The 13,381-nt window shown below is 69.4% G+C and carries 9 protein-coding genes; 1 reads left to right on the top strand and 8 read right to left on the bottom strand.

All coding sequences use genetic code 11. The features are described 5' to 3' along the window. Nucleotides 1–60 precede the first annotated feature (60 nt). The gene (gene aspS, locus G6N49_RS11755; protein WP_011855515.1) at nucleotides 61–1,833 is read left to right on the top strand and encodes an aspartate--tRNA ligase; all 1,773 of its coding nucleotides are present in this window, start codon (nucleotides 61–63) and stop codon (nucleotides 1,831–1,833) included. On the opposite strand, the gene G6N49_RS11750 is transcribed toward aspS, so the two are convergent. The 8 genes from G6N49_RS11750 to G6N49_RS11725 are packed head-to-tail and all read right to left on the bottom strand — an operon-like array spanning nucleotide 1,834 to nucleotide 13,149. Then, nucleotides 1,834–4,752 carry an FAD-dependent oxidoreductase gene (locus tag G6N49_RS11750; RefSeq protein ID WP_011559707.1) on the bottom strand — a complete coding sequence of 973 codons (2,919 nt, stop codon included), beginning with the start codon at nucleotides 4,750–4,752 and terminating at the stop codon, nucleotides 1,834–1,836. Beyond that, a complete protein-coding gene (locus G6N49_RS11745) occupies nucleotides 4,749–5,153 on the bottom strand; it encodes a hypothetical protein (protein WP_011559708.1) in 405 nt (134 codons plus the stop codon). The genes G6N49_RS11750 and G6N49_RS11745 overlap by 4 nt, the downstream gene beginning before the upstream one ends. Further along, the gene (locus G6N49_RS11740; protein ID WP_179967751.1) at nucleotides 5,146–6,168 is read right to left on the bottom strand and encodes a hypothetical protein; all 1,023 of its coding nucleotides are present in this window, start codon (nucleotides 6,166–6,168) and stop codon (nucleotides 5,146–5,148) included. Before G6N49_RS11740 ends, G6N49_RS11745 begins: the two co-directional genes overlap by 8 nt. Next, nucleotides 6,165–6,431, bottom strand: coding sequence for a hypothetical protein (locus G6N49_RS29275; protein WP_179967750.1), 267 nt, complete (start codon nucleotides 6,429–6,431; stop codon nucleotides 6,165–6,167). Before G6N49_RS29275 ends, G6N49_RS11740 begins: the two co-directional genes overlap by 4 nt. Then, entirely contained in the window at nucleotides 6,428–6,886 is a 459-nt protein-coding gene (locus tag G6N49_RS29270) for a hypothetical protein (RefSeq protein WP_179967749.1), read from the bottom strand. Before G6N49_RS29270 ends, G6N49_RS29275 begins: the two co-directional genes overlap by 4 nt. Continuing rightward, entirely contained in the window at nucleotides 6,883–8,043 is a 1,161-nt protein-coding gene (locus tag G6N49_RS11735) for a polyprenyl synthetase family protein (protein WP_011855517.1), read from the bottom strand. The genes G6N49_RS29270 and G6N49_RS11735 overlap by 4 nt, the downstream gene beginning before the upstream one ends. Continuing rightward, the gene (locus G6N49_RS11730) at nucleotides 8,040–8,816 is read right to left on the bottom strand and encodes a hypothetical protein (protein WP_011559711.1); all 777 of its coding nucleotides are present in this window, start codon (nucleotides 8,814–8,816) and stop codon (nucleotides 8,040–8,042) included. Before G6N49_RS11730 ends, G6N49_RS11735 begins: the two co-directional genes overlap by 4 nt. 28 nt (nucleotides 8,817–8,844) lie before the next feature. After that, nucleotides 8,845–13,149 carry an AAA family ATPase gene (locus G6N49_RS11725; protein ID WP_179967835.1) on the bottom strand — a complete coding sequence of 1,435 codons (4,305 nt, stop codon included), beginning with the start codon at nucleotides 13,147–13,149 and terminating at the stop codon, nucleotides 8,845–8,847. Between the last annotated feature and the right edge of the window lie 232 nt (nucleotides 13,150–13,381).

The following is a 13,381-nucleotide window of genomic DNA, read 5'->3' as shown; positions in this document are numbered from 1 at the left end:
CCACGGCCCCCAACTAGACTGTGCCGTTGTCCCGCCCCACCCATTCCCCAGGAGTTTTTTGTGCTGCGCAGTCATGCCGCCGGATCGCTGCGACCCGCCGACGCCGGTCAGAACGTGACGCTGGCCGGTTGGGTGGCTCGTCGGCGCGATCACGGTGGTGTCATCTTCATCGACCTGCGCGACGCGTCCGGGGTGTCGCAGGTGGTCTTCCGCGAGGGTGCGGTGCTCGAGGCGGCCCACCGGTTGCGCGCCGAGTTCTGCGTGGCCGTCGAGGGCGTCGTCGAGGTGCGTCCGGAGGGCAACGAGAACCCCGAGATCCCGACCGGCGGCATCGAGGTCAACGCCACCTCGCTGACCGTGCTCGGCGAGAGCGCCCCGCTGCCGTTCCAGCTCGACGACGAGGCCGGTGAGGAGGCCCGGCTGAAATACCGCTACCTCGACCTGCGCCGCGAAGGCCCCGGCAAAGCCCTCCGGCTGCGGTCGAAGGTGAACGCCGCCGCGCGCGAGGTGCTGGCGCGCCACGACTTCGTCGAGATCGAGACACCGACGATGACGCGGTCCACCCCCGAGGGCGCGCGGGACTTCCTGGTGCCCGCGCGGTTGCAGCCCGGTTCGTTCTACGCGCTGCCGCAGAGCCCGCAGCTGTTCAAGCAGCTGCTCATGGTCGCGGGCATGGAGCGGTACTACCAGATCGCGCGGTGCTACCGCGACGAGGACTTCCGCGCCGACCGTCAACCCGAGTTCACCCAGCTCGACATGGAGATGAGCTTCGTCGACGCCGACGACGTCATCGCGGTGTCCGAGGAGATCCTCAAGGCGCTGTGGGCGCTCATCGGCCACGACCTGCCCACCCCGCTGCCGCGCATCACCTACGCCGAGGCGATGCGCCGGTTCGGTACCGACAAACCCGATCTGCGGTTCGGCCTCGAACTCGTCGAGTGCAAGGAGTTCTTCGCCGACACCACCTTCCGGGTCTTCCAGGCGCCCTACGTCGGCGCCGTGGTGATGCCCGGCGGGGCGTCGCAGCCGCGCCGCACCCTCGACGGCTGGCAGGAGTGGGCCAAACAGCGCGGCGCCAAGGGGCTGGCCTACGTACTGGTCGGCGACGACGGCACGCTGGGCGGGCCCGTCGCCAAGAACCTCACCGACGCCGAACGCGACGGCCTGGCCGCCCACGTCGGCGCCAACCCCGGCGACTGCATCTTCTTCGCGGCCGGCCCGCCCAAGTCGTCGCGGGCGCTGCTGGGCGCCGCGCGCATCGAGATCGCCAAACGCCTCGACATGATCGACCCCGACGCGTGGGCCTTCACCTGGGTGGTCGACTGGCCGCTGTTCGAGATGGCCGAGGACGCCACGGCCGCCGGTGACGTCGCGGTCGGCTCCGGGGCGTGGACCGCGGTGCACCACGCGTTCACCGCGCCGCAGCCGCAGTCCGAGGCCACCTTCGACACCGACCCGGCCGGTGCGCTGGCCGACGCCTACGACATCGTCTGCAACGGCAACGAGATCGGCGGCGGCTCGATCCGTATCCATCGCCGCGACGTGCAGGAGCGGGTGTTCGCGATGATGGGCATCGAACACGACGAGGCGCAGGAGAAGTTCGGATTCCTGTTGGACGCCTTCACCTTCGGGGCCCCGCCGCACGGTGGTATCGCCTTCGGCTGGGACCGCATCACCGCGTTGCTGGCGCGGATGGACTCGATCCGCGAGGTGATCGCGTTCCCCAAGTCCGGCGGCGGAGCCGATCCGCTGACCGGTGCGCCCGCGCCGATCACCCCGCAGCAGCGCAGGGAGTCGGGTATCGACGCCAAACCGAAGAAGGACGGCGAATAGTCAGTCCCCGCCGCGGATTTCGCCCATGACGTCGCGATAGAGCGACTTCGGGGCGACCTGCCGCGCAGCGGCGGGATCCGCTCCCGTGGTGACGTCGCGGAACGCCGAGCGCACGGTACGCGCGGCGGGTGACTCGAGCGGGCCGGTCTGACCGCTCCACCGGTCGGGCGGGGGCGTGGGGCCCTGCGGCGGCCGACCGACGTCCAGTCCACCGGCCAGATCGCGAAACGGGATACCCACCGTGCCCCAGTCGTCGTCGGGCGGCCGGATGACCTTCTGCTGCCGTTTGCCCCACTGGGTGGCGGGATCCGCCGAACCCCAGTAGTCGTCGAGCTGCGGAAAGTACTCCGGCGGTTCCGTGGGTCCGGACGACGACCCCGACGCGGCCGACTCCTGGCCGCCACCCGACTGCTGTGCCGGGGCCTGTGAAGCGGTCTGCGGTGTCGCACCCGCGGCGTGCTCCAGGTAGCGACGCCACGCCTGGAGCTGGCCGAACAACTGCTGGGAGTAGTCGGCCGGCGCGGGCGCAGGGGCGTTCGCGGTCCCCGGCGGGGCCGGCATCGGGAACGGGGTACCCGCCCCGGACAGCAGGGCCGTCCACTGCTCGAGGAGTTGTCGCCACGCCTGCAGGAAGGCGAGTAGTTGCTGGTTCGCGTCGAACGGCCCGAACGGCGGCATGGTCATCGGAATTCCTCCTGTGGGTGGGACAAGCGTGTCCAAGGGATGGGGCAGCGACCGCTCGGAGAACCGTGAATCGAGGACCCGCAGGGCGCGCGTGTCGGACGGCTCTCGGTTCTCGATGTCGAAGACGTAGCAGTAGTCACCGGCCGGGGTCGGCATCCGGATCGGGGTCGACTGGCCCTGGTCGAGGAAACCGTAGGGGAACCGCCACTTGAGCGTCGTCTTCTCGCGCCGGTCACGACCGCCCGATTCGACCCAGATGTAGTGGTCGAGGATCGCGTTGACCGCATGCCGTCCGGATTCACACGCCGCTTCCATCGACGTCATGCGGGTGAACGTCTTGGCCCAGGTGCCGGCGAACACGACCGAATTGTTGTGCACCTGATAGCCGCCGTGGCGGGCCTGCCAGACGTTGCGCAGTTCGAGGTCTTCGCGCCAGGCCTCCTCGGTCGGCACACCGACGTAGGACGTGCCGTGCGGATTCCACGGATCGCCACCGGGCCGGTTCGGCCAGTCCCCGATGATCGGTACCAGATAAGGGGTTTCGTTGAGCACCGGCGGGCCCGTGCCCTGTCCGGGTCCGTCCGCCATGATCAACCCGCGGTCCAGCGCGTACCAGGCCGGTGTCGGCAGCAGCGATTCCGGGGGTCTGTCGACGTTGTTGGTGAGCGCCGTGACGATCTGGCGCCACACCTCGGCGGCGATCTCGTCGGCGGTGCAGTCGCGGGCGGCCTTGCCGTGACCGTCGGCGTCGACGAGGCGCCGCGACGGGGCGTTGAAATCGCCGATGTCGACCGACAATACGGAGACATGTCCGTCTTGGGCCAGCATCGGTCGCCGCTCCCACATGCCGTGCTGGTTGATCGACGACAGCGCCCATTCGGTTCCCGAGTAGTACATGTGCCCGCGGAGCAGTTGGAATTCGGTGTCGAAGAAGTACTGGATGCCGCCGAGGGTTTGGAACCGGTCCCAGGGCACCCGGCCCATCTCGGCCAGTGCATAGGGATTGCGCCGGGCCGCGGTGCGGGTCGCGGCGGGCTCGAGGGGCCCGGTCGCCGGTGGGACGGAGGTGGTGAAACCCTCCAGTTCCGAGACGGTTCCACCACAGGCCGCGGTGCGCAGGGGAGCGGTGACCCGCTCGGCCTCCGGGGCGTCGACGGCGACGACGGCGTAGTCGGGCGTCAGTCGGGTCCCGTCGGCCAGTGTGATCTGGACCCGCGCTCGGCGGTGCGGTGGCAGGCTGGGATCGACGGGCAGTGCGTCGATCCGGTTGGCCACCGCGCGGACGAAACGCACACCGAGAGCGGTCAGGTGGCGGTACCAGTGGTCGAACCACGACTCGGTGGTGGGGCCGTTGAGCACCCCGTCGGCCTTGTTGTCGCGGCGATCCATCTGCAACTGCAGTTGCAGGTAGGTGGTGAGGTTGGTGCGGGCGTCGCCCCAGTTCGAGTCGAAAGCCGCGAGCACCTTGGGCATCTCGCGCAGCACGGTGTCGAACTGCGGGGTGTAGGAGAACCGTGGGACCCCGGTCGCGCTGTCGCGGCCGACGAAGAAGTCGTAGGCCGAGAGGTTCTGCAGTTCCCTGGCTCGCCGGTGCGGGCTGGTCACCAGGTACCGCAGCAACCTGCTCACGAACGTGCTCACGTCGGCCTGGGTGAAGCCCAGCTCCCTCAGTTGGTTCACCGTGCCCAGGAATTCGGCGAGGCTGCGGGGTGCTTCGCGCGGAAACACCAGCGAGGGTTTGCCTTCCACGGTGGTGCCCTGCGTGACGACCCGGCGGACGTTGTCGAGCACGGTGCGCGAGGTCGGCAGGAAGCGGATGTCGCTGCCGGGCAGTTCGATTCGTTCATAGACCGGGATGCGCTGGAACAGGTCCCAGATGTGCAGGTAATACGCCGGGAAGAAGCGGAACCCATGTTCACCGGCGACGGCCCGACCGGGTTTGCGCGGCGCCCCCCGCCGGCCGGGAAACGGTCTCAGTTCCGCGTTGCTGCCGTCGTGAGTGCCCACCGTCGAGTACTGCGAGGCGGCCAGCCCGCCCAATTTCACCGGTGGGTAGCAGGACGGCGGTTCGGGGCCCAACCCGATACGTTCGTCATGGCGCGGTTCGTACACGGTGACGTCGAATCCGCGGTCGGCGAGTTCATGGGCTGCGGTCAGGCCCGCGATGCCACCGCCGAGCACCGCCACCGTGCGGCGCCGTCGGCAGGAGGCCGGTGTGGGGATGGGTTCGGTCACGACACCCCCGTCCGCAGCGCGGCCAGCAGGGCGGGTTGCGACGGCGCCCGCACCGCGGCGTGCACGTAGGCCAGCAGGGTGTCGTGCGCCCGCAGGACGTGCTCGAGGGAACCGGCCACCCGGACGGCGCCGGCCTCCACGGCCTCGTCGAGTCCCGTTCGGGCGTTGAGCAGGTCGTTGATGGCGGTTCGCGAGGTGCCGACGCGCGCACCCGGTTCGCGCGCAGGGCCGTCGGACACCTCGAGGCCGTGCCCGCCGCGCATCGAGAACACTTCGCCGTCGACGTCGAGTTCGACGACCAGCGGGCCGAGCCTGTCGAGCAGCAGCCGGTAGCTGTCGGGCACCTCGTCGGCGAGGTGGTCGACGGAGCGGCGCAGCAGCGACGAAACCGGTTCAGCCATGGAGGAACTCGAATACACCGGCGCCGACGACGTCGAAATCCACACCGCGGACGGATCCGGTCACGCGGGCGGTACCGCTCGCCTCGCAGAGCACGGTCGCGCCGTCGAGGCGGACCTCGCTCGGCAGAGCCAGGCGGGCGTAGGAGTGCGGGCGGAACTCGGCGCACACGGTGTCGCCGGCCCGGTGTGCGTTGACCTCGACGCGTTCCGGGACACCGGGCATCCGCCCGTCAAGGAGCAGCCGCATGGGAGGAGGCAGTGTGCAGTCCGGGGCGCGGCCGAGGACCCCGTGGCTGTGCGTGCTGACGGCGGCATGCCGGAAGATCGCCGCGGGTTCGTCGCGGTGCCAGACGTAGAGCGCCTGGGACAGGCAGCGCAGCCGCGCCCGGTCGGTCATCTGCAGGAAGACGAACGACCACGGATCGTCGGGGTCCCGCGGCAGAAGGGTTCCCCACGTCCAGCCGAAATCACCGCCCCAGCGGAACCGGCCCCAGTTGTGGTCGTGGTAGGCGAGGGCATCGCGGATCCGGTGTTCCCGCCCGCCGATCTGCACCCACCCGTCGGCGCGCAGCCTCGGCACGAACAGCCAGCACATCGTGCCGTCCCCGACGGGCTGGTTGTTGACGACGAACGGTCTGCTCACCGACCTGAGGTGGAGTGCGCCGTGGATGCCGTGGTCCGGCAGATCGAGCGACACGTCGTAGCCGTCTGGCCGCACGGTCAGCCGGTTACCGCCGATCGACAGGCCGCCGAGGTCGGGCGAGACGTCGAGTTCGGAGGTGTCAAAGCGCTCCACGGCGCCGCTCCACTGCCGGTCGTGCGCGATCACGATCACCCGCGGCACCAGCCGCGACCGGCCGGTCGACCGCGTCTCGTCGGTGAGGCTGAAGTTCACCAACAGCCGCTGATCCGGGCCGTGAACGACGAAGTGGTGCCACTCCTTGAAACCCTCGGGCCGTGCGGTGGCGAGCACGGGGGCGCGAAGGAAATCGCTGTTGGTGAGCACCGCGGTCATCGCAACCACCGGATCTGCGTCGCGCCGGACGGCGTGGGGTCCACCGGTGGGACCGACGGCGCACCGAGGTGCTCGATGGTCCGTCCGATACTCGCGAAACCGAGGAGCAGATGAACGAAATCGTCTGCCGGAACACCTGTCTCGTGATGCCGAGGATCGTCGGCCAACGCGCGGACGAGGTGCGCCACACCGGTGAGACCGAGGAGGTAACCGATGAAGCTGCTCTGGTCTGCCAGTGCCTCGCGAGGATCGGTGAGCGTCATGCGAACCCCTGCGGGCGCAGTCGGGCCAGGATCGAGTCGTCGAGGCCGCGCCCGATGAGCGCGTCGGCGAGCAGATCGGACCACGCGTCCGGAGCGGCGCCGGGTGCGGCCGGACCGTCGAGCACGTTGAGGCTGACCGTCTCCCAGATGCGGCGCAGATTCTCGACCCCTTCGGAGCTGACGAGCGCGTCACGCAGCCGCGCCCCCTCGCTGGTGCCGGCATAGCGGCGGCCCTCGGCGACGAGCAGATCGTGCACCGCCCGGGCGGCCGCGGGGTTGCCGAGCACCGCTCGGCGGGCCCCGAGGAGCAGATCGAATGCGGACCGCTCGGGGCCGGTGGCTTCGTCGGCCGGTTCGGGATGCAGTGACGGGGCGGCACGTTCGACGAGATCGAGGGTCAGTGTGCGGATGCGTTCGAGTTCGGCCAGCATGCCGACCAGGGCTTCCGGGGTCATCGGGTCCGCCCGTGCACATAGTCGACGAGGTGGGTCAACGCCTCACGGTGCCGACTGGGCGGAAACCAGTCCAGACCGGCCAGCACGGCCGCGGCCTGCTGCGCGTGCCGGGCGGCCACCTCCCGGGCGTGCCCGAGCGATCCGACGTCGTGCATCAGCTCGTACAACCACTGGATGTCATCGAGGCTCTTGGCCTCCGCGGTGTCGAAGCGGGCCGCAATCTCGGCGCGGCCCGTCGGCGACAGTTCGCCGCGGGCGGTCAGCCGGTCGAGTAACCCGGCGAGCCCGGCTTCCAGGCCGGCCGGGCGGCGCCGGGCCAGTATCTGCAGGGCGCGTATCCGGTCCTGGGGTTGTGCCGTGCGCAGTGTGTGCAACAGCATCAGGGTCCGTTTGCCCTCCCAGAGGTCGCCGCCGATCTCTTTGCCGTACTCCTCGGGGTCCGCCCGCAGGTTGAGCAGGTCGTCGGTGATCTGGAAGGCCGCCCCGAGGTGCCGGCCGAGCGACTCCAGCGGCTCCAGCCGGTTCGGGTCGACACCGGCGGCGATCGCCCCCGCCTGCAGCGGTGTGATGAACGAGTACCAGCTGGTCTTCAGCTCGACCATCGTGAGGTAGTCGGCGTCGTCGAGCCGCCAGGCGTTGGACCTGACCCATTCGAGCTCGATCGCCTGACCCTCCACGGTCCTGCGGGTCATGTGGGCGACGGCGCGCAGGATGCGCAGTGCCGGCCCGAGCCCGATGCGTTCGACGTTGTCCAACAGCGGCTGCAACGACAGCGAGAGCATGGCGTCACCGACGTTGACGGCGATCGGGATGCCATGGTCGATGTGCATCGTGGGTTTGCCGCGGCGCCACCAGGATTCGTCCTCGATGTCGTCGTGGATGAGGAAGGCGTTGTGGTACAGCTCGAGCGTTGCCGCGGTCGGCAGGATCGCATCCAGCTGACCGCCCAGACCGAGGCAGACCGCGATGCTCAGCGCCGGCCGCAGCGCCTTGCCGCCGCGGCGGGGATAGTCGAGGAGCAGTGCCTCGAAGCCCGACCCGGGCCGCCCGGACGAATAGAGCCGCTCGATCTCGCGGTCGCAGGTCTCCTTGCACAGCGCGAGGTAGTCCTCGAGCGGGTCCACTGCGCGGTCGGTATCGGGAACGGTCGACGTCATGGCGCTTCGTCGACGATTCCTGCGATGCCGTTCTTGTCCTTCACCCGCGTCGCGAAGCGAACCCGCACCCCGACGCGGACTTTGGCGTCGTCGACCTCGCCGACGATCTCGAGGCAGGGCGGCATGCTCACCGCGATGTCCACCGGTTCCTCGCCCGGTGATGCGTCGACCGCCCCGCCGTGCGCGATCCGTTGTCGGCGCCCCAGCAGGACCATCTTGATCTTGTCTCCCGCGTCGAGTTGCGAAACACGGTGCAGGCTGTTGATGTTCGCCGATTCGAGCAACAGCTCCAACAGGGAGTATCCGTTGTTCAACGCGCTGATCGCCTTGAGACCGACGGTATTGGTCAGCAGGCATGAAGGCGCGCGGAAACCATTGTCTTCGAGTTTCACCCGCGCGTCGATCAGCGCCGACTGGAGCACGGTGGCCGTGGTGGCGGTCAATTCGACGTTCGCGGCGACGTTGGCCGCCTTGAGCTCGTCGATCACCGCCTTGTCCACCTTCGCCGCGACCTTCGCGGTCGCCGCGATCACCTCGGTGAGCACCGCGTCGGGTGTCGGGGCGCCGATCTGGGCGAGTGTCAACTCGAATGGCTCTTCGGCGTGACCGAGCGTGAGATACCCCGGGTTGTCGACGACGTCGTTGCGGACCTCCACGGCGCCGGGGTCGCCGATGTCCCACTGCGGTATCGCCTGCCAGGCGATACAGGTCTGCTCGAAGGTCCGTTGAATCGCGTTGTTGGCCACCGCGACCCGCTCGGCGCTCAGATACATGTCCGTTTCCCCCTCAGTGTGTCGCGAGCTATTTGTGGACGAGCACGATTCCCTGGCCGGGGGACATCTCCCCATGAGTCACCGCATCGCAGTGGGCCAGATGCAGCGGGGCGATCGGATCGCCGGGCAGCAGTCGGCGGCAGTGCTGGAAAGCCGTTCGCGCCTCGCCGGTCTCCCCGGCGTCGAACAGCGCGAAGGCACGGTCGAAGGCGGGCTGGGCGTCGCGTTTCGCATCCCGCAGCGGTGCCGGGTCGTCGTCGTAGACCTCGTAGATGGTCACCGGCCGGCGCCGGTTGACCACCATCACCCGTTCCATCCGGCGGATGTCGAACTGGCCGCGGTCGGCCAACCGCGCACACGTGGCATCCGAGATGAGCAGCGCCGACCCGTAGCGCTTGTTCGCGCTCTCGATGCGCGCGGCCAGGTTGACCGCGTCCCCGATGATCGTCAGCACCATGCGGTTCACCCCACCGACGAGCCCCACACCCACGGTGCCGGTGTTGATCCCGATGCCGACCCGCAGCTCCTCGGATCCGTGTGCCAGCCGATCCTGGTTGTGGTCGTGCAGCGACCGCAGCATCGCCAACCCCGCGCGCACCGCGTCGTCCGGATCGGAGTCGAAGACGGCGACGATCTCGTCCCCGCGGACATCCTGGATCATGCCGTTGCACGAGATGATCGGCACCTCCACGGCCCGCATGAACCCCATGGCCAGATTGCTCGCCTCGGACACACTCATGTCCTCGAGCATGGTTGTGTAGCCACGGATGTCGGAGATGAGCACCGTCATCGTCCGCTCGACCCGGTAACCGCTGCGAACGCGACGCAGGTCGTCGATGTCGAGGATGCGCAACAGTTCGTTCGGCACGAACTTGGACTGCACGTCGATCAGTGAGCGGCGGTGTTCGTCGGCGGCCCGCAGCCGTTGTTCGAGCTGGAAGTTCCACAGCGGCGCGGCGGCCTGATCGCAGACGAAGGCGACGGCCTCCTGCTGAACCGGCGTGAAATCGCGCCCGGTGTCGGAATGCTCGGCGTAGACGACGCCGATCACCCTGTCCTGCACCAGGATCGGGGTGGCGAGCACCGCGGTGACACGGCGGGCGGGATCGGACGGGATACTCAGCGGAGCGCCGCTGTCGGTCACGCCGCGGACGACGCTCCTGTCGTAACCGACCTCGGTCCACGGTCCGTCGACGATCCTGGTGTTCTCGCCCTCGCGGACGGCGACGACCGCAATGCCCTCGCCCTCACCGGTGAACAACAGGATCCGGCCGGCGTCGGTGAGGTCGGCGACCGTTCCAAGGACGACGGTGGCGAGGCGATCGGCTGTGCGCGCACCCGACAACGCACGCATCACGTGGTGGGCCGCCGAGGGGTCGATGCCGTCGGACTCCGCGGGTACGAGTTCGCGGCTGAGCAGCCACGGATGATTGCGGGCGAGTTTGGTGGCGCGCATGGTCATGCCCTGGCGCAGCCATCGCTGGTGTGCGGTGCGCAGCAGGTGCTCGGCGAGGGATTGCCGCCCGACGTCGGCGTAGTGGGTGGCGGCCTCTTCGTGGGCGAGGGCCCCGACCAACGGCAACTGGTTGCGCTCGGCGAGCGTCATCGCGCGGTCGAAGTGGATTTCGGCCTTGCGGTGACGTCCACGCGCCCGCGCCCAGACTCCCTCCAGCAATTCCCATGGCGCCGCGTAGTTTTCGGGCGCGTCGGCAGCCCATTTGCGGTGCAGCTCCAGCGCCTGGTGGACGCACTGCCGGGTGGCGCGGTCGTCCGGGGCGGCGTGGATCATGCTGAGCGCCGCGATCATGTGATCGAGCTGGAAGATCGCGGTGCCCGCCATACCTCCGGCGTGCGCGAGGGTGTCGATGGCGGCCTCGGCCGCGCCGGTGTAGTCCCCGCACCAGAAGTGCAGACCGAGCTTCATCGTGGCGACCGTGCTCAACGCCACCTCGTCGCCCTCGCGCCGGGCCGCGGCCAGCGCCTCGCGCTCGTCATAGCCGCTCTCGCCCGCGAGCAGGAACGGATCACCGCTGCGTCCCATCAGGTTCAGGCAGATCTGCTGGACCGCCTGGCAAAGTGCACTGGGTACCGGTTGGGAGCGGATTTCGGGTACCAGTGAGCGTGCCAGCGCGTCGATCTCCGACAGCGGTCTGCCGATCCAGAAGGACTGGGACAGCAGCGCGGCCGCCAGAAACCCGGCGTACTCGTGATCACCCTGGTCGAGTGCTTCGGCGACGGCGTCGCGCAGGCGGCTCAGACCGTCGCGCAGCGGGTGACGCCAGTGCCGGATGAAGTTGTGGTACAGGAAGATCGTCTGCGGCCGCGCCTCGAGGAACTCGTCGCGGTCGGCCAGTCGCATCCCCACCTCGCCGAACCGCTGACTGCCGGAGCGGTCACCGGTCAGCACGAGCAGCAGGCCGAAGCTGACCAGTGCGAGCGGTGAGCTCGACGTGTGACCGTGGGCCAGCGTCAGCTCGAGTTGTCTGCGCACGATCAACGGGAAGAGATTGGGCGCGACGATGTATGACAGGCTGCGCAGTTCGGTGAGGATGCGCTGTGTCTCGATCACGCAGCGGTCCTCGCAATGGGGGAGGGAGAGGAGCCTTTCGTCGGACCAGCGGCTCATCGTGAGCTTCATCCGCACCACCGCCGCGGCCATCCGGGGTTTGCCTGCGGCGGCCGGCAGGGGTTCGCCGAGTTCGTCGAGCGCCCGAAGCCCGGTCTCCAGCGCCTCCTGCAGGTGGTTCTGCGCGACGCAACCCTTCAGCCGTAGATATGCCAGCCGGGCACGGTCGGCGGGTTCGACCAGCATCACCTCGGCCTCGTCGAGCAGCGCGTGCAGCCCCTCCACATCGCCGACGAGCAGTGCGGCATTGGCCGCGTCGAGTTGCAGCTGCCGGGTCAGGGGGAGGTGCGCGGCCCAACGGCCCTCCCCGAGGAGGCCGAGGGCCTTGCGGCAGCATTCCAGCGCCAGCGGGAAAGACGTCTGCGCCTTGGCCTTTCGTGCCGCACGCTGAAGCACGTCGACGAATGCCAGCCGTTCCTGCTCGTCGGCGAGGCCCTGACCGCCGATGCCGAGGTGCCGGGCGGCTTCGAACAACCGGTCGTCGCCCTGCCTCATCAGGCGCCGGCCGATCCGCAGATGGATCCGCCGCTTGTCCTCGGCCGACAGGCCCACCCGTGCCGCCTCGGCCACCCGGTCATGGCTGAAGCGGTACCGCGCGTCGCGGCTGATCGCATTGGCGATGCGTCGACCACCGCCGTCGACGGCCTCGATCAGGCGCAGTTCGAGTGCCGACCAGAGTGCGTGGGCCACCACATCCGCCGGACGTGCGGCCGCCGCCGTCGCGTCGTCGAGATCGAACTCACCGGCGAAGCACGTGAGCGAACCCAGCACCGCGCGGTCGATCGGGCGCAACTGGCCGAGGAGGTGGCCGAGGAACTCCGCCGTCGTCGCGGTCACCTCGATCGAGGACAGCACGCGCAGATCCCAACAGGGCCGGCCGCCGGTGCCGGACGTGATCAGCGCGCCGTCGCGCTGCGCGCGGTGCAGCAGCTGGCGGACCTGCAGCGGATTGCCGCCGGTGCGGTGATGGAATTCCGCGGCGACGTCCCCCAGTTCCAGCCCCCGGCCGCACACCACGGCCAGGAGCTCCTCGAGATTCTTGCGGGTCAGCGGTGCGAGTTCGAGGGTGCGTACCTGTGCGGAGGCCAACCCCGCCACGGCCGGGTCGAATTCGCCCGACCGATGGGTGCCGAGGACCAGCACGTTGCGAAGCGACGTCGTCAACAGTTCCGACAGCAGCAGCAGCGAATCCCGGTCCGCCCAGTGCAGGTCGTCGATCGCCAGCGCGACCGGCCGGAACGACGACGTGTCGGAGATCAGGCGGATCGCGGCCCGGTGCAGCCGGCGGCGGGCCTCGGCGGCGTTGAGGTCGCTGACCTTGGTGGTCTCGCCGAGCACGCGGGCAACGTCGGGCACGAGGTCGCCGAGAACACCTGACAGCGCTGACATCCCGGACAGGAGCTCCGCGCGCCACCTGTCGCGTTCGGGTGCGGCGGTGGACTCCATGGCCCGCACGATCCCGCCGAGCGCGTCCGATAGCGCTGCGTAGGGTGCCGGTTGTCCGTCGCGGCATCGGCCGTAGGCGAACACGCACCCGTGCTGGGTGATCTCGTCGCCGAACGCCTGGACGAGGGTCGATTTCCCCACGCCCGGCGCACCGCTGAGCAGGACGCAACCGCCGCCCGCGCGTTCGGCGGCCTCCACCGCCGAGCGCAGTGCGGCGAGCTGATGCCCGCGCCCCACCACGCGACCGTCGAGATCGAGCAGACGCGCGGTCACGGCACCTGGCCCGCTGTCGTGGGCGGCGTTTGCCAGCCAGCGCGCCACGGTGGTCGCCCGGTGTTGCGCATGCTCCGTCCTCCGCTTAACAGGCCAGGTCATCATCGTATTGACCGGTCCGTCAGCACGCAGCCGGGACAGCGGAAGACGCGGGACCCTATTTGCGCTGTCAATGAGCGGCGATCACGTCAGCTAATCCCCGCGCGGGATGACTAGGGTC

Source organism: Mycolicibacterium monacense (genome assembly GCF_010731575.1).
Lineage (GTDB): Bacteria > Actinomycetota > Actinomycetes > Mycobacteriales > Mycobacteriaceae > Mycobacterium > Mycobacterium monacense.
Note: the sequence above shows the minus strand (reverse complement) of the source record. Positions and strands in the feature narration are given on the sequence as shown.

Bases quoted from the DNA above. Each gene is read 5' to 3' on its own strand.
- G6N49_RS29270 (WP_179967749.1), bottom strand. From the start codon at position 6,886: ATGACCCCGGAAGCCCTGGTCGGCATGCTGGCCGAACTCGAACGCATC.
- G6N49_RS11740 (WP_179967751.1), bottom strand. From the start codon at position 6,168: ATGACCGCGGTGCTCACCAACAGCGATTTCCTTCGCGCCCCCGTGCTC.
- G6N49_RS11730 (WP_011559711.1), bottom strand. From the start codon at position 8,816: ATGTATCTGAGCGCCGAGCGGGTCGCGGTGGCCAACAACGCGATTCAA.
- G6N49_RS11735 (WP_011855517.1), bottom strand. From the start codon at position 8,043: ATGACGTCGACCGTTCCCGATACCGACCGCGCAGTGGACCCGCTCGAG.
- G6N49_RS29275 (WP_179967750.1), bottom strand. From the start codon at position 6,431: ATGACGCTCACCGATCCTCGCGAGGCACTGGCAGACCAGAGCAGCTTC.
- G6N49_RS11745 (WP_011559708.1), bottom strand. From the start codon at position 5,153: ATGGCTGAACCGGTTTCGTCGCTGCTGCGCCGCTCCGTCGACCACCTC.